We start from the raw sequence: 15503 nt of genomic DNA, 5'->3' as shown, positions 1-15503 counted from the left end.
ACGGAGGCACACACGATGACGACCTTCATCCTCACGATCCCTTCTCTCGCTTCCGAAAATGAAGACAGCGCAGCCGCGTCAAACGTGACACCCCCTGGTGTGAGGACAGGCCCACCACATGCCCGGTCTGATGCGCTGGGGCATGCCGCTGGTGGCGTAATGAAGAGGGGTGCCCGAGTGCCGGGGGCGAGGCTGTGCCGGTTGCCCCGCCGTCGTGGCGAAAGAGGTCCCGGTGAATGACGCGCCGAAAACGAGCGAGGACCTTCCCCGACCTCTGCGACATCTGCGGGGCGGCTATCGCCACCGGCCAGGCCGTCTAGGGGCGGGTCAGGGACTCCTCGTACGCCGATCCCGACAACCCCGAACCTGACGGCAACCGGCTGGTGACCGCCTGCCGCGTCGGGCACCTGGGCGAACTCCGGCTCCACTACCAGAGCCGCGCCTTCGTCACGGGAACTGTGGGTGGCCAAGATCGACCGCGTGCTCGCGCAGCATCTGCAAGGGCTCAGGAACGGACAGTTCGCCCAGGAGACCGGGCTGAACCTGCTCCAGATCGAGGCCGCAGCAACCTGGCGGCTGCAAGGCCACGGGCCTGGATCCGTACGAAGTACGCCGGCAGGTCGGCCCATGACGCGCCGGACTCGCGGCAGCCGTCCTTGACCACCAGTTCCCTCACTGCTGGGCCAGGCGCGTGACCGCGGCCGGGGAGAGGCCGGCCGCCGAGCCGAGGGACCGCAGAAGCACCTCGCTGATCTTCGGGGACCTGCGCCACCCCCGTGGCAGGGCCGCCGAGGAGAACCGCCCGCGCTCGCCGGTCTCGGCGTCTGCGTCCCGGACGAAACGCGTCGTAGTCAACAACCCCCGGTGTAGCGCGGCCGGGGTACGTCGCAGCCGTGTCGCGTTGCCGCGACCGGCCCGATGTCAGTACCAGGCAGCAGGCTCTGCCTGCATGAACAAGCGGCGGTTCTGGCGGCTCATCAAGGCCGGCCGCGATCAGCTGCCGGTCTCCCGGCCGGTCGAGGGGACCGTCGCGGCTGAGCAGGCTCTGTGGGACCTGATGGCCGATTCCTCTCACCGATCCCGCCGTTGGCACTGCTCACGGTGCCAACGGCGGGTGCTCTGACGACGGCTTCGACTACTTCTGCGGCTGGCTGATCACTCAGGGCCCTGAGGCCTTCGAGCGTGTAGTCGCCGACCCCGGACGCCCTGGCAGAACTGCCCATCGTTCAGGCCTCCGCAGCAGGCCCGGCCTGGCAGCCATCCATCCGTCCATCCATCCGGAGCAGCGGAAGCGTTGCCCGCCTCGGCTCCCGGCCCACCGCAGGCCGAGCGCGCGGCTCTGAAACCCCAGCGGGTACCTCCGGACCCTCCGGCTGTACCCGCTGTACGCGCCGGGCCCGTCGCGAGCGGTCCGGAATGGCAAACTCCGCCTCATTTTTCGCCGCCTCCCTTCCCCCGGCTGTCGCGGACACGCCAAGATCTCGCCGCGTCGGGCCACATCCGGTGCCCGACCGTAGGGAGGAGAGCGCATGATGCCTGAACGGCATCGGCGACGGTTCATCACCTGCACCGTCGTAGCCGCCGCGTTCGCACTGGTGAGCACCCAGTCGTTCGCAGCGTCCGGTGACACCCGACCCCGGCCCTGGAACGCGCGCCACCAGGCCGACATCGGCCGCCAGCACACCAGATCGGTGAGCGCCGCTCACGGCAGGTCCGCCTTCGGGGCATCCGCGAGTGAGGACGACGGCTCCGACGAGGCGGAGAACTCCGCCGAGGGCACCGCCCAGTACACCGAGGCCCGAACGGCTCCCGGCATCGTCGCGCCGGGCGCGTACGGGGCGGCCTGGGCGCAGTTGCAGTCGATGCAGCACACCCGTGGCGACTGGGACCACGTCACGAAGAAGGCGTACAACTCCGACGACCCCCGCTACCGCGACCTCAACTCCAATTCCAGTGGCGGCTCGGGCCATGTGACCGGCCGCATCACCGGGCTCGCCGCCGACGACCAGGGGTACGTGTACGCGGGCGGCGCCAACGGCGGGGTGTTCCGGTCGAAGACCGGTGGCGGCCAGTGGGAGCCCATCGCGGACAAGCTGCCCTCGCTGTCGACGGGCACCCTCGCCCTGGACGGCTCCAAGCGGCTCTGGTACGCCACGGGCGAGTCCAACACCGGCGCGACCTCATACGTCGGTACGGGTGTCTACGTGCTGGCCGACCCCCAGCACGGGCAGTTCCAGCCCGGCGGCCGCGTCGGCGGTGCGGAGCTGGAGAGCACCACCATCCACGCCCTGCGCTTCGCCGGCACCACGGTGTGGGCGGCGACCAGCCGGGGCGTGTGGTCGCACTCCACCACCACGCTGTCGGGCCCGTGGAAGCTGGAGTTCGCACCCAATCCGGACTACCTGCCGGGCGGCTCCAAGGCCTCCGACCCCAGCGCGCCGTACAAGAACATCGCCAACGACATCGCCGTGGACCCGAAGGACTCCTCCAAGGTGCTGCTCGCGGTCGGCTGGCGCGGCGGTGACGCGTACAACGGGCTCTATGCCAAGCAGGGTGACGGCACCTGGCAGCCGGCCGGCGGTCTGGGTGAGCTGCCGACGAACCACGAGGACGTCGGCAACGTGACGTTCGCGTCCGCCGGGGACGGTTCACGCCTGTATGCCATCGACCAGTCCCCGGCACAGATGGCCGCAGACCCGAACAGCGCGCTGAAGGGCGTCTACGTTTCCAAGAACGGCTCGCCCTTCGGACCCTGGACGCAGATCGCCGACTACCCCAAGCTGAAGGCGTCCGGCTCGGCGCTCCAGGACGACGGCTACATGCCGGGCGTCCAGTCCTGGTACAACCAGTTCCTCCAGGTCGACCCGGGCAACGCCGACCACGTCTACCTCGGCCTGGAAGAGGTCTTCGAGACCAAGAACGGCGGCGCGAACTGGACCACGCCGGGGCCGTACTGGAACTTCCCCTTCCCCTGCTGGAGCCTCGACCCGGCCAAGCAGACCGGTGACTGCCCGGCGACCACGCACTCCGACCAGCACGCGGTGGCCGTCGGCACGTACAAGGGCAAGACCTACGCGTACGTCGGCAACGACGGCGGCGTCTACCGCCGCCCCCTGAACGGCGCGGTCGACTCCGCAGGCCACGCCAAGGACTGGCAGTCGCTGAACGACGGCACCATCGACACCCTCCAGTACTACTCGGTGGGCATCGGCAAGGACCTCGCCTACGGCGGCGTCTCGGTCACCGGCGGCCTGCAGGACAACGGACAGTCGATCCTCCGCGGCCGCGACAAGGTCATGGGATCCAACTTCGGCGGTGACGGCGCGGACACCATCACCGACCCGAACAACGGCTGCAACATCGCCGAGGAGTACGTCTACCTCGACATGTGGGTCACCCAGAACTGCGGGGTGAACGACGGCTCCTGGGCCACGGACCCGGCCAAGGCCACCGAGTACGAGGTCGCACCCCCGGACAAGGACCTCGGCGGAGCCGGCGCCCGCTTCATCGCGCCGATCGCCTCCGACGCCAAGGACGTCAACACCTGGGTGGCCGGCGGCCGCCACGTGTGGGTCCAGACCAAGGGCTTCGCCATCCGCTCCGGCGCGGAGTGGAAGAACGCCTACGACCTGGGCGAGGGCCATGTGGCCACCGCCGTCGCCTCCTCCGGCGGCACCGTCTACGTCGGCTGGTGCGGCCCCTGCAACAACCAGGGCTTCACCCGCGGCATCGCCACCGGCAACGCCGACGGCACCGGCTGGCACCAGCTGAACCTCCCCGTCGACGGCACCGTCCCCAACCGCTACATCTCCGCCTTCGACGTCGACCCGGCCGACGCCCAGCACGTGTACGTCGCCGTCAACGGCTTCTCCCGCAAGTGGACCGAAGGCCCCGGAGCGGGCGTCGGCCACGTCTTCGAGTCGAAGAACGGCGGGGCCGACTGGACCGACATCTCGGCGAACCTGCCCGACGTCCCGGCCGACTCGGTGAAGCTCGTACCCGGCGGAGGCCTCGCCCTGGCCACCGACCTGGCCGTCTTCTACCGCCCGGCCGGTGCGAACCAGTGGCAGGTCCTCGGCAACGCACTGCCCACCACGGCCGTCATGCAGCTGCGCCTCGGCCCGGACGACAACCTGTACGCCGCCACGCACGGACGCGGCATCTGGTCCTTCGACGCACGGCGCCTCAGGGGCCGCACGGACGACTGACCCGGTCGCGTAGCAGTACGCCTCGCCGTCGCGGACCCGGCCCGGCCGGGTGCGGGGACGCCCGGACCCGGTGCGGGCCACGTTCAGGGCCCGCGTGAGCGGGATGAACATCGGGCCGTCCCCGCACTGTCCTTCGCCTGCACGCCCTGGTCCGCCAGGCAGCCCGTGAAGGTCTTACGTGCGGACACGTCGGTGTCCTGCGTCTCGAGTGGGGCGAGCCCTCAGGACCAACGGGGGAATCGCCGCCACAGACACCCGCATCCCGGCGGCCGAGTCGGCCTCGGAGGTTCTTGGCTGTACTTCGCATCAGAGCGCACCGCCGGCAGCGAGGGCGGCTTCGGCACCGCAGGCGGGGCCGAGTTGACCCGGGTCAGGGACACCGCAGGAGCGGGAGGAGCAGCCGGTGGATCCGCTCCGGGTGTACCCGGCAACGGCGTGGCCCTCCTCGATGCCCCGGCGTCCGCCAGGAAATCGAATCGCTTCGCAGGGCAACGCAGACCTCTCGACGACCGCGAGCGGGAGGTGCTGCTGGCTCACGAGCGGGGCCGCCTGTCTGAACCCGGGCAGCGCCAGCGCAAGGTGCCTGCAGGCCACAGAGGAACATCTCGCTTCATCTGCTCTCTTGCACTTCTGTTCACCTGGCCGTTCCCGGCGTGGTGCGCGCGCCCCGGACACTGCTCCGACACCGCGAGCACAGGGAACCAGGGAACACAAGGAGTCTGGATGACCAGAAAATTCTGCGCGGCCGCAACGCTTGTCCTCGCGATGAGCGTGGTGCCGGCCACCCCCGCGACGGCGGCCGGGAACGGACCCTCGCACGGCGCCCGCGCTCCGTTCACGCTCGCCGTGTACGGCGACGCCCCCTACGGCACCTCGCCGACCGACACGTCCGAATTCCAGGCGACGCCGGCGTTCATCGCCGACGTCAATGCCGACCCGGACGTCAGCACCGTCATCCACGTCGGCGACATCCACTCCGGCAAGCAGTACTGCACCGCGGCGTACGACCAGTCCATCGCCGCCCTGTGGAAGACCTTCGCCGACCCGCTGGTCTACACCCCCGGCGACAACGAGTGGACCGACTGCCACAAGGTGGGCGAGGGCGGCGGCAAGTACAACACGGCCACCGGCACGATCGACCCCGTCCTCGACCCGGCGACCGGCCAGCCCGTCGGCTACGCCTCCGGAAACCCGGCCGCCAACCTGGACCTGGTCCGCCGGACCTTCTTCCCCACGCCCGGCCGCACGCTCGGCAGCGGCACCCTGCGCGTCCTGTCGCAGGCACAGCTGCCGAACCGGGCCCACCCCGAGGACGCCCGGTACGTGGAGAACGTGCTGTGGGTCAAGAACGGCACCCTGTTCGTCACCATCAACGTGCCCGGCGGCTCCAACAACGACGCCGACCCCTGGTACGGGGCACCGACCGCCTCCCAGGAACAGCTCGACGAAGCCGCCCGCCGCACCGCGGCCGACCTGCGCTGGCTGGACACCGCCTTCGCCATCGCCCACACCGGCGGCATCTCCAGCGTCGTGGTCAGTACCCAGGCCGACATGTGGGACGTGGACGGCAAGACCGCCGCACACGTGACGAACTACGAGCCGATCGTCGCCAGCCTGGCCTCGCACACCACCGCGTTCGCCAAGCCCGTGCTCCTGCTGGTGGGCGACTCACACGTCTACCGCTCGGACAACCCACTGCGACACGACGCGGCCTGCACGGGCGACGCGGGCGTCTGCTCCTACAACGCCTGGGACAGCCACCCCGGCTACGACGTGCCGAACTTCCACCGCATCGTCGTCCACGGCAGCACCGTGCCGTTGGCATGGCTCAAGCTGACCGTCACCCCGGGCGCACACAAGCCCACGACCGACACCTCGTTCGGGCCGTTCGCCTGGGCCAGGATCACCCGCAGCTGACCGAACGCTCCGAAGTTGGGTCCCCGCAGATCAATACCCCCGCCCCGCCGTCCTCGTACCGTTCGGTTCCAGCTGCCCGGGCCCTCGCGGGGTTCTTGACGGCGCTGTCGGCCTGCCCGACGGATGGCCGGGTCAGGGCGCGGGCGCCGTTGGCGGAGCGGGACACCTCGGCGCGGGCGGCCATCGCCGCGCTGGCCGGGGTGTTCGACGCCGGGGCCATGACCGCGCTGTGGGACGCCGCTCTTGCCGCCCCGGCGTGGGGGCGGGCCCCGGTGTGGTGTCACGGCGACCCCCACACCGGGAAGAACCTGCTGACGGCCGGGGGCGAGCTGAGCGCGGTCATCGACTTCGGCGAGTTCGGTCTCGGCGATCCGGCGTGCGACCTGACGATCGCCTTCACCCTGATGTCGGCCCGCAGCCGGGCGGTCTTCCGCACGGCGCTGGGGGTGGACCAGCACACCTGGGCGCGGGGGCGGGCTGAACGCCCACGTCGCGTACGCCGCCACCAGTCCTCGCGTCGCCATGCAGACCACCCGCCAGATCACCGCGGCACTCGCGGGCTGACGGGCGGGCAGCCGTCTCCGGACGGCACGAGGACACCGTCCGGGCCCGCAGGACTGAACTGCACAGGGGCTGGGCTGCCGAGGGTTCCGGCTCGCACTCCGATCGCCGGTGACGGCGCTGTCCGTGCGGCTGGCCGCCCCGGCCCGTCCGGTAGTACGGCGTCCGTCTTCCCCTTCGCCGTGCGCCGGGTTCTGCGGACGCAGCCAGCCGGTGCACGTCCAGCCTCAAAAACGCCGTACGCCGCCTGCTGGACCTCGACGACGACACCGCCGTCATCATCCGGCAACTCGCCTCCGCCGAGCCCGGCCGACCACCCGTCGAGACCACCGTGACCGCGTTGCCCATGAGCGGCAAAGCCCGCCACTGGACGCTGCACCGTTCCGTCGAGCAGGTCACCGACGAGGATCTGCGCACCCCACCCAAGACCTAATTTGGCAATGGCATCCATTTTCATATAGCGTCGGCGATCGTTCGCCTACCGAGGAGGTTCACCATGGCCGTTCCCAAGCGGAAGATGTCCCGCAGCAACACCCGCCACCGCCGCGCCCAGTGGAAGGCCACCACCCCGACGCTGGTGCCCTTCACCGTGGACGGATCCGCGTACCTCGTGCCGCAGCGGCTGCTGAAGGCCTACGAGCGCGGCCTGCTGCGCCCCGAGGGCTGAGTCGATGACCGGCGCCACCGACGGCCGTCTGCCCGTCACCGTCCTGTCCGGCTTCCTCGGCGCGGGCAAGACCACCCTGCTCAACCACGTCCTGAGTAACCGCGAGGGCCTGCGCGTCGCGGTCATCGTCAACGACATGAGCGAGGTCAACATCGACGCCGCCCTGGTGCGCGGCGGCGAGGCCGCCCTGTCACGCACCGAGGAGCGCCTGGTCGAGATGACCAACGGGTGCATCTGCTGCACACTGCGCGACGACCTGCTCGAAGAGGTCGACCGCCTCGCCCGCGAGGGCCGCTTCGACTACCTGCTCATCGAGTCCAGCGGCATCTCCGAGCCCATGCCGGTCGCCGCCACCTTCGCCTTCCCCCGGGACGACGGGGCGACCCTCGGCGATCTCGCCCGGCTCGACACCATGGTCACCGTCGTCGACGCGGCGAACTTCCTGCCCGAACTGACCGGCGGGGACGGCCTCGCCGAGCGCGGGCTGGACCAGTACGAGGACGACGAGCGCACCGTCAGCGACCTCCTGATGGACCAGATCGAGTTCGCCGACGTCATCGTGCTCAACAAACTCGACCTGGTCGGCAAGCGGAGCGCCGACCGGCTCCGAGCCGCCCTCTCCCGACTCAACCCCGTCGCGAGGATCGTGCCCGCCACCCGCGGACGCGTGGAGCTCCGCGAGATCCTCGGGACCGGACTGTTCGACCTGGAGCGCGCTCAGGAGGCCCCGGGCTGGGTCATGGAACTCAACGGCGACCACGTCCCGGAGACCGAGGAGTACGGGATCTCCTCCACCGTCTTCCGCTCCGAACTGCCCTTCCACCCGGGCCGGCTGTGGAACTTCGTCACCAAGGGCCTCGACAGCGGCACCTTCGGGCAGATCCTGCGCTCCAAGGGCTTCTTCTGGCTGGCCAGCCGCCCGCACGTGACCGGTCTCTGGTCGCAGGCCGGCGCCGTGGCCCGCTTCGAGCCCTCCGGCGCCCGTGATACGGACACCGCCCAGGGCCAGGAACTGGTGTTCATCGGAACCGGACTGCGCACCGAAGCCCTCCAGGCCGCGCTGGCCGGCTGCCTCGTGGCCGACGGAGAGATCCTGCCTGCGGGCGACCCGTTCCCCACCTGGGACACCTACGGCATCGACGACGCCTGCGAGCACGAGCACCCGGAGCCGGCGCTGCAGGCCTGAAGACTCCGGACTGGGATGGGGCCCCTGCTCGAGCGAAGCGGAGAGCTAGGGTCTGTCGTCAAAGTGATCTTGGGTTGTGGATCATGGTGTCGTGATACGTCGCCATGAACTGTCCGATGCCGAGTGGGAACTCGTGGAGCCGCTGCTGCCCCGGCCTGTTTTCGGGCGGCCGCGGCTGGATGACCGGACGGTCCTGAACGGGATCGTCTGGAAGTTCCGGACCGGGGTCGCCTGGCGGGACGTGCCCGAACGGTACGGGTCGTGGGCCAGCCTCCACACGCGTTTCCGCCGGTGGGCGGCGGACGGGACCTTCGAGCGGATGCTCCAGGCAGCCCAGGCGCAAGCGGATGCCGCGGGCGATATCGAGTGGCTCGTGTCGGTCGACTCCACTGTCGTCCGTGCCCACCAGCACGCGGCCGGAGCCCGAAAAGGGGGCTCCGCAGCCCGGCCCTCGGCCGGTCCCGCGGCGGGCTGACCAGCAAGATCCACCTCGCCTGCGACGGAGCGGGCCGGCCGCTGGCCTTCGTCCTGACCGCCGGGAACACCAACGACTGCACCCAGTTCACCGCCGTGATGGACGCGATACGGGTGCCTCGCACAGGACCGGGCCGGCCGCGCAAGCGACCCGGCCACGTCATCGGCGACAAGGGCTACAGCTCGAAGGCGATCCGGACCTGGCTCCGACGCCGGGGCATCGCCCACACCATCCCGGAACGGTCCGACCAGGTTGCCAACCGGGCCCGGCGCGGCAGCCGGGGCGGCCGCCCGCCGGCTTTCGACCGTGAGGTCTACAAGCACCGCAACGTGGTGGAACGGTGCTTCAACCGCCTCAAGCAGTGGCGCGGCATCGCCACCAGGTACGACAAGACCGCCCAGTCCTACCAAGCAGCCGTCACCCTCGCATCGCTCCTGATGTGGGCGTGACACTTTGACGACAACTCCTAGGGGGAGGTCACAGCCACGGCACTGCCCAGCCCGGTATCGCCGCCCCTGTCACCCAACGGTGCAGGGGCGGCCTTCTTTCCGGGGCGGCTCATACGTGGTTCCACGGCGGTGCGGCGCAGGCGCAGGCCGTTGAGGCCGACGATGACAGTGGAGCCTTCGTGGCCCAGCGCGCCGAGCGGCAGGTCAGGGACTGCCAAGGAGCGGGTCAGGCGCGGCCGTCCAGTACTCCCGGTCGCGCGACAGGTCTGTGTCACCCGACCGGGTCGCCGGTCGCACCGTGCGCAGATGTTTCTCGCAGCCGCGCACCGGCTCCGGAGGTGAACCGCTGCACCACTGGACATCCGCTGCCGCGGGCCTCGATCGAGACGGCCAGCACTGCCGCGCGCGCGGGCCGGCACTCGGCAAGTGATCCACTACCTGACCCCGGACACCGGGGGCGCTTCCGGTGACCACGCTCAGCAGGCCCTTGGACAGTCGGATTCCCCTCAGTTGAGGTGGGCGGCGCGCTGCGCCGCAGGTGCGGGCCGCAGGCGGGCCGGACGGCGTGCCCACATCCCGCCGGAGACGTGGGCACGCCTGCCTTACCGGCCTACCGGCCTACCAGGACGACTTGGTAACTCCGGGGAGGAACCCGGCGTGCGCCTGCTCGCGCATGCGGACCCGGGACAGCCCGAACTTCCGGAGGTGTCCGCGGGGGCGGCCGTCCACGCTGTCGCGGTTACGGATCCGGGTGGCGCTCGCGTTGCGGGGCTGCTTGCGCAGCTCTGCCAGCGCGGCCGCGCGTTCGTTCTCCGTCGAGGACGGACGGCGGATGACTTCCTTCAGTTCGGCCCGCCGGGCGGCGTACCTCGCGACGACCGCCTTGCGCTTCTCGTTCTGCGCGATCTTGCTCTGCTTGGCCATCAGACCTTCACCCCCCGGGCCCGGATCCGCGCCACGGCGGCCTCTACGCCGATGGTGTCCACGGTCTTGATCGCCTTGGCGGAGAGCTTCAGCCGCACGTACCGGCCCTCACTGGGCAGCCAGTACCTCTTGCTCTGGATGTTGGGGTCGAAGCGGCGGGAGGTGCGCCGGTGCGAGTGGGAGATGTTGTTGCCGAAGCCCGGCTGGGCGCCGGTCAGTTGGCAGTGGGCGGACAAGGAGTTACCTACCTCTCTCGGGACGGTTCCTTTTTGGTAATGGGAACCATTGTCATATACTAGCGCCATGGCTCGCCCCGAAGTACGCCCGATCGTCAAGCTCCGCTCCACGGCGGGGACCGGCTACACCTACGTCACCCGCAAGAACCGGCGGAACGATCCCGACCGCATGGTGCTGCGCAAGTTCGACCCGGTGGTGCGCCGCCACGTCGACTTCCGCGAAGAACGCTGACCCCGCCCTCCTGCCTGAAGGACACCGTCATGAAGCCCGGAATCCACCCCGCCTACGGCCCCGTCGTCTTCCGCGACAAGGCCGCCGACTTCGCCTTCCTCACCCGCTCCACCGCCACCAGTGACAAGACGGTCGAGTGGGAGGACGGCAACACCTACCCCGTGATCGACGTCGAGATCTCCTCGCAGAGCCACCCCTTCTACACCGGCACCGCCCGCGTCCTGGACACCGCCGGCCGCGTCGAGCGCTTCCAGCGCCGCTACGGGAGCAATGCGCGTGCATGACCCTGCCCGTCGTCATCGTCGGCGGGCTCCACTCTGACGCCCGCAAGGAGGTCGTGGACCGACTGCCGCACGCCGTACCCGGCAGCGCCGCCCTCCACCGCACGGTGCTACGCCTGGTGCGTGACGCCTCGGGGGAGCTGCCCCAGGCGAGGCGCCCCTGTTCAACGACTGCGCCCGCTGCGCCCTGCGCGAGGACCTGATCCCCGAGCTGGAGCGGGTGGCCGACAGCGGTCTGACCCGGCTGGCCGTCGTCGAACTCTGGGACTCGGTCGAACGCAAGGGAAATGGCCGAGGTCGTGGTGCGGCACGGTGGAGACGTACGCGATCTCACCGGCGTCAGGACCGCTGTCGACCCGGCGCTCGTGCTGCCGTACCATACCTCGTCACCGGCGACGACCTGGCGGACGCAGGGCTCGCGGCGGCGGCCTCCGACCAGCGCACCGTCGGAGACACCTGGGCACGGCAGCTGGAGTACGCCGGTACTGGCCTCGTCGACGGCGAAGACGCCGCCGACGAGGACCGCGCCCTCCTGGGCCAGCTCCACCCGACCGCCCGTCAGGTCCGCGCCGGGTCCGGCGAGCTCGCCGGGCCGGCCTTCGCCGGCTTCGACGCGGAAACGGCAGCTGCCGCCCAGCACCCGGCGTGCGCGCCGCTCCCCCAGGAGGCGGACCGGCGCGACCGGCCGGATCGCCCGGTGCGAAAGCGGCCGACATCCGCACTGCGAAGGAACGACCTGACGCTGTCCGGCCTCAGCGGTACCCCGGTTAGGTCAGCTCGGCCACCGTCCCGGCCTGGTCCCAGACGGCCAGGAACGACATCCTCAAACAAACGGCGAGAGCCGGGTGTTCGATGAACAGAGCGGTGGTGGCGCCGGTGCCGGCCATGGGGTCCGGCATGTCACAGAGGACCAGTGAGGCATCGGCGACGACCAGCTTCAGCGGAAGCTCCGGCACGAACCGGGACTCCTCCCCCGCCTCGCCGAACCGGCGTACGTTCTCCAGCACGTCCGCGTCGCCGAGTGCGTCATGGGTGTAGACGGCGCGGGCCGTGCCCCCGGCCCTGCGTAGCCTGCGGACGGTCCTGATGCCTTCCGTATTGGCGGCGGGGGCGACGAAGGGGGGTTTGCAGAAGCTGAGCAGCTCGTGTGCGGCCTGTGCCTGGATGCTCGCGAACCGTTCGGCGATCGCCTTGGGGTCGCGTAGTACCTCGATGTAGTCGAGCGGGTCGGTGTGGGTCTGCCCGGCGGTCCAGAGCGGGGTCAGCGCCGCGGCGAGGGCGGTCGATGCCTGGTCCAGCCGTTTCAGCGACTCCCGCTGAAGGGCCATCAGCCGGGAGACGGCCAGCTCGGGTGACACGGCCGAGAACGCCGCGACCCGTCCCGGACGCGGGATCGCGAGGCGCCTTCGTACCAGTGCGTCCAGTACGTCGTAGACCCGCTGGCGGGGGACGTGCGCGGCGCGCGCGACCTGCGCCGCGGTGTACGACTCCCTCGTGACCAACGCGAGGTAGACCCGTGCTTCATAGCCGGAAAGGCCCAGTGAGACGAGGTCGTTGACCGCACCGTCATCCAACTCCATGGCAGCACAAGGTATACCGGTAGATCACTGACCGAAAGCAATCCTTTGCTTTTCGCGGGTATCCCCTTGGGCATGATTCTCATTACGTTCTGCGGTGGCCACCACTGAACGTGGTGACAGCCGGATCAATGAACCAGTGCCACTCGTAACCCGCGGCGTTCCCGCACACCCAAAGACATGTCATGGACCTGTCACTCACGTGTGCGGGCCAATCCCACGCCGCGGGGATCCGACCCCCCATGGAGGGCTGTTCATTGCAATCGAAACCCACCAGCCGCGTCGGGAGACTGACGCGCCGCGCCGCGACGTCCGTACTCGGGGCCGCCGCCCTGATATCCGGCGGTCTGCTCGCCGTCGCCTCCCCGTCGGCAGCCTCGACGGCGCCCGCCACGCCCACCGCCTCCACCGCGCAGACCCAGCGACTCTGCTCGGAGCCGACGAAGCCCGGGTTCATGGCCTGCCACGCGCTGGCCCGCACCGACGTCAAGCAGCAGCTCAGCCTCGCGCCGAACCTCGTTCCGTCCGGCTACGGACCCACCGACCTGCAGAGCGCCTACGCCCTGCCGGCCTCGGCGGGAGCCGGCGCGACGGTCGCCATCATCGACGCCTACGACGACCCGAACGCCGAGGCCGACCTGGCGACCTACCGCGCCCAGTACGGTCTACCGGCGTGCACCACCGCCAACGGCTGCTTCAAGAAGGTCGACCAGAACGGCGGCACCAACTACCCGACCGCCGACTCCGGTTGGGCGGGCGAGATCTCCCTCGACGTGGACATGGTCAGTGCCGTCTGCCCGTCGTGCCACATCCTGCTCGTCGAGGCCAACCAGCCGTCCATGGCCGACCTCGGCGCAGCCGTCAACCGCGCGGTGGCCATGGGCGCCAAGTACGTCTCCAACAGCTACGGCGGCGGCGAGGACTCCACCGACCCGAGCTCCGACGCCTCCTACTTCAACCACCCGGGCGTCGCCATCACCGTCAGCTCCGGTGACAGCGGCTACGGGGTCGAGTACCCGGCGGCCTCCCAGTACGTCACCTCGGTCGGGGGCACCTCGCTGACCCGCGCGGGCGGCACCTCCCGCGGCTGGTCCGAATCGGTATGGGGCACCAGCTCCGGCGGCAACGGCGCGGGCTCCGGCTGCTCCGCCTACACCACCAAGCCGTCCTGGCAGAAGGACACCGGCTGCGCCAAGCGCACCGTCTCCGACGTCTCCGCCGTCGCCGACCCCGCCACCGGCCTCGCCGTCTACGACAGCTACCAGGCGAGCGGCTGGAACGTCTACGGCGGCACCAGCGCCTCCGCGCCGATCATCGCCGCCGTCTACGCCCTCGCCGGAACCCCGGCCGCGGGCAGCTACCCCTCGTCGTACCCGTACGCCCACACCGCCTCGCTCAACGACGTGACCAGCGGCGCCAACGGGTCCTGCTCCAGCAGCTACCTCTGCACCGCGAAGTCCGGCTACGACGGCCCGACCGGGCTCGGCACACCCAACGGCGTCGCCGCCTTCACCGGCGGGTCCACCGGCGGGAACACCGTCACGGTGACCAACCCCGGCAGCAGAAGCACCACCGTCAACACGGCCGCCTCCCTCCAGATCCAGGCCACCGACTCCGCGAGCGGCCAGACCCTCACCTACAGCGCCACCGGACTCCCGCCGGGCCTGTCCATCAACGCCTCGACCGGCCTGATCAGCGGCACCCCGACCACCGCGGGCACCTACAACGTGACGGTCACCGCCAAGGACACCACCAACGCCACCGGCAGCGCCTCCTTCACCTGGACGGTCACCCCGACCGGCAGCAGCTGCGGCGCCGCCCAGCTCCTCGGCAACCCGGGCTTCGAAACCGGCAGCGCCAGCCCCTGGACCGCCACCAGCGGCGTGGTCGACAACGGCAGCGGCGAGGCCGCGCACTCCGGCTCCTGGAAGGCATGGCTCAACGGCTACGGCTCCACCCACACCGACTCGCTCTCCCAGTCGGTGACGATCCCGGCCGGCTGCCACGCCACCCTCAGCTACTACCTGCACATCGACACCGCGGAGACGACCACCACCACGGCCTACGACAAGCTGACCGTGACGGCCAACTCCACCACCCTGGTGAGCTACTCCAACCTCGACAAGAACACCGGTTACGCGCAGAAGACCCTCGACCTGTCCTCGTTCGCGGGGCAGACGGTGACCATCAAGTTCAACGGCACCGAGGACCCCAGCCTGCAGACGTCGTTCGTGATCGACGACACCGCGGTCACCACCAGCTGACCCGCACCTGAAGAGGACGGGCCCGGACCGCAGGCATCGGTCCGGGCCCGTCCGGCCATGGGGCGGTCACCGGACCACCACGGTGACCTGCCAGGCCACCACCGCCATGCAGCGCACCCCACCGGGCGGAGCAGGCGACGAACACGCCGGGACGGCGGACGCCAGAACGGCCGTACCGGCCGACACACCCCGGAAGACGTGATCCGAGACCTCGGCCAACGCCGTCCCCGACAAGGTCACCGGGGCGGCGGGCGTCCCCGGCAGCGACACCCGCACCGTACCCGACCTCCCCAGGCAGACCCGACGACCGTTGTCGGCCGCTGTGACGGTCACGTCGGTGCCGCTCACCGCAGCGGCGGTCCGACAGTCGACGCCGACCGACGCCGCAGCCGAATCCGTCGGGTCCGCCCCCGGGGACATGGCGCCCGAACCGCAACCGGCCGCAAGCAGCAGCACCGTCACGGCCATTCCCGTCCGTACCCGCATCCCACCACCTCCCCGCACCGCGACACCGGCCAGGGATGGG

At 70.4% G+C, this 15503-nt stretch carries 13 protein-coding genes and 5 pseudogenes; 12 read left to right on the top strand and 6 right to left on the bottom strand.

The annotated features are described in order from the left end of the window. Positions 1–462 precede the first annotated feature (462 nt). Entirely contained in the window at positions 463–660 is a 198-nt protein-coding gene (locus ABT403_RS26470) for a hypothetical protein (RefSeq protein ID WP_344161615.1), read from the top strand. A gap of 15 nt (positions 661–675) precedes the next feature. Here ABT403_RS26470 and ABT403_RS26465 read toward each other — a convergent pair. Beyond that, positions 676–834, bottom strand: a pseudogene (locus ABT403_RS26465) (IS256 family transposase); the annotation flags it as partial. 230 nt (positions 835–1064) lie between these two features. On the opposite strand from ABT403_RS26465, the gene ABT403_RS26460 reads away from it, so the two are divergent. The 7 genes and pseudogenes from ABT403_RS26460 to ABT403_RS26430 all read left to right on the top strand — a co-directional run bounded on the left by ABT403_RS26460 (position 1065) and on the right by ABT403_RS26430 (position 9463). Continuing rightward, positions 1065–1343 (top strand): DUF4240 domain-containing protein, encoded by a 279-nt coding sequence (locus tag ABT403_RS26460; protein ID WP_344162327.1) that lies wholly within the window; start codon positions 1065–1067, stop codon positions 1341–1343. Between the two features lie 186 nt (positions 1344–1529). After that, entirely contained in the window at positions 1530–4208 is a 2679-nt protein-coding gene (locus tag ABT403_RS26455) for a beta propeller repeat protein (protein ID WP_344161618.1), read from the top strand. Positions 4209–4931: 723 nt separating this feature from the next. Further along, on the top strand, positions 4932–6125 hold the full coding sequence (locus tag ABT403_RS26450) for a hypothetical protein (RefSeq protein ID WP_344161621.1): 1194 nt from the start codon (positions 4932–4934) through the stop codon (positions 6123–6125). A gap of 62 nt (positions 6126–6187) precedes the next feature. After that, positions 6188–6689: pseudogene (locus ABT403_RS26445) on the top strand (phosphotransferase); the annotation flags it as partial. A 493-nt stretch (positions 6690–7182) separates the two neighbouring features. Then, positions 7183–7353, top strand: coding sequence for a 50S ribosomal protein L32 (gene rpmF / locus ABT403_RS26440; protein WP_344161624.1), 171 nt, complete (start codon positions 7183–7185; stop codon positions 7351–7353). Between the two features lie 4 nt (positions 7354–7357). After that, complete coding sequence (locus tag ABT403_RS26435) at positions 7358–8539, top strand: GTP-binding protein (protein WP_344161627.1); 1182 nt, start codon at positions 7358–7360, stop codon at positions 8537–8539. A gap of 94 nt (positions 8540–8633) precedes the next feature. Continuing rightward, positions 8634–9463 (top strand): annotated as a pseudogene (locus tag ABT403_RS26430) (IS5 family transposase). Positions 9464–9480: 17 nt separating this feature from the next. Here ABT403_RS26430 and ABT403_RS26425 read toward each other — a convergent pair. From ABT403_RS26425 to rpmB, 3 genes and pseudogenes are all read right to left on the bottom strand, one after another. Next, positions 9481–9666: pseudogene (locus tag ABT403_RS26425) on the bottom strand (hypothetical protein); the annotation flags it as partial. Positions 9667–10081: 415 nt separating this feature from the next. Next, the gene (gene rpsN / locus ABT403_RS26420; protein ID WP_344161630.1) at positions 10082–10387 is read right to left on the bottom strand and encodes a 30S ribosomal protein S14; all 306 of its coding nucleotides are present in this window, start codon (positions 10385–10387) and stop codon (positions 10082–10084) included. Beyond that, positions 10387–10623: a 50S ribosomal protein L28 gene (rpmB, locus tag ABT403_RS26415; protein ID WP_344161633.1), complete on the bottom strand. Its 237-nt coding sequence runs from the start codon at positions 10621–10623 to the stop codon at positions 10387–10389. The genes rpsN and rpmB overlap by 1 nt, the downstream gene beginning before the upstream one ends. 67 nt (positions 10624–10690) lie before the next feature. Between rpmB and rpmG the strand changes: the two genes are divergently transcribed. The 3 genes and pseudogenes from rpmG to ABT403_RS26400 all read left to right on the top strand — a co-directional run. Next, positions 10691–10855 carry a 50S ribosomal protein L33 gene (gene rpmG / locus ABT403_RS26410; RefSeq protein ID WP_344161636.1) on the top strand — a complete coding sequence of 55 codons (165 nt, stop codon included), beginning with the start codon at positions 10691–10693 and terminating at the stop codon, positions 10853–10855. 29 nt (positions 10856–10884) lie between these two features. Next, positions 10885–11139 carry a type B 50S ribosomal protein L31 gene (locus ABT403_RS26405; protein ID WP_344161639.1) on the top strand — a complete coding sequence of 85 codons (255 nt, stop codon included), beginning with the start codon at positions 10885–10887 and terminating at the stop codon, positions 11137–11139. Beyond that, positions 11136–11839: pseudogene (locus tag ABT403_RS26400) on the top strand (CobW family GTP-binding protein); the annotation flags it as partial. The gene ABT403_RS26405 and the pseudogene ABT403_RS26400, both read left to right, overlap by 4 nt. 64 nt (positions 11840–11903) lie before the next feature. Here ABT403_RS26400 and ABT403_RS26395 read toward each other — a convergent pair. Next, the gene (locus ABT403_RS26395; RefSeq protein ID WP_344161642.1) at positions 11904–12716 is read right to left on the bottom strand and encodes a TrmB family transcriptional regulator; all 813 of its coding nucleotides are present in this window, start codon (positions 12714–12716) and stop codon (positions 11904–11906) included. A 239-nt stretch (positions 12717–12955) separates the two neighbouring features. Here ABT403_RS26395 and ABT403_RS26390 point away from each other — a divergent pair, with 239 nt between their 5' ends. After that, complete coding sequence (locus tag ABT403_RS26390) at positions 12956–14977, top strand: putative Ig domain-containing protein (RefSeq protein WP_344161645.1); 2022 nt, start codon at positions 12956–12958, stop codon at positions 14975–14977. A 66-nt stretch (positions 14978–15043) separates the two neighbouring features. Here ABT403_RS26390 and ABT403_RS26385 read toward each other — a convergent pair whose 3' ends face one another. Beyond that, on the bottom strand, positions 15044–15439 hold the full coding sequence (locus tag ABT403_RS26385) for a hypothetical protein (RefSeq protein WP_344161648.1): 396 nt from the start codon (positions 15437–15439) through the stop codon (positions 15044–15046). Positions 15440–15503 lie beyond the last annotated feature (64 nt).

Source organism: Streptomyces sp. NPDC000075 (genome assembly GCF_040301925.1).
Classification (GTDB): Bacteria; Actinomycetota; Actinomycetes; order Streptomycetales; family Streptomycetaceae; genus Streptomyces; species Streptomyces polychromogenes.
Note: the sequence above shows the minus strand (reverse complement) of the source record. Positions and strands in the feature narration are given on the sequence as shown.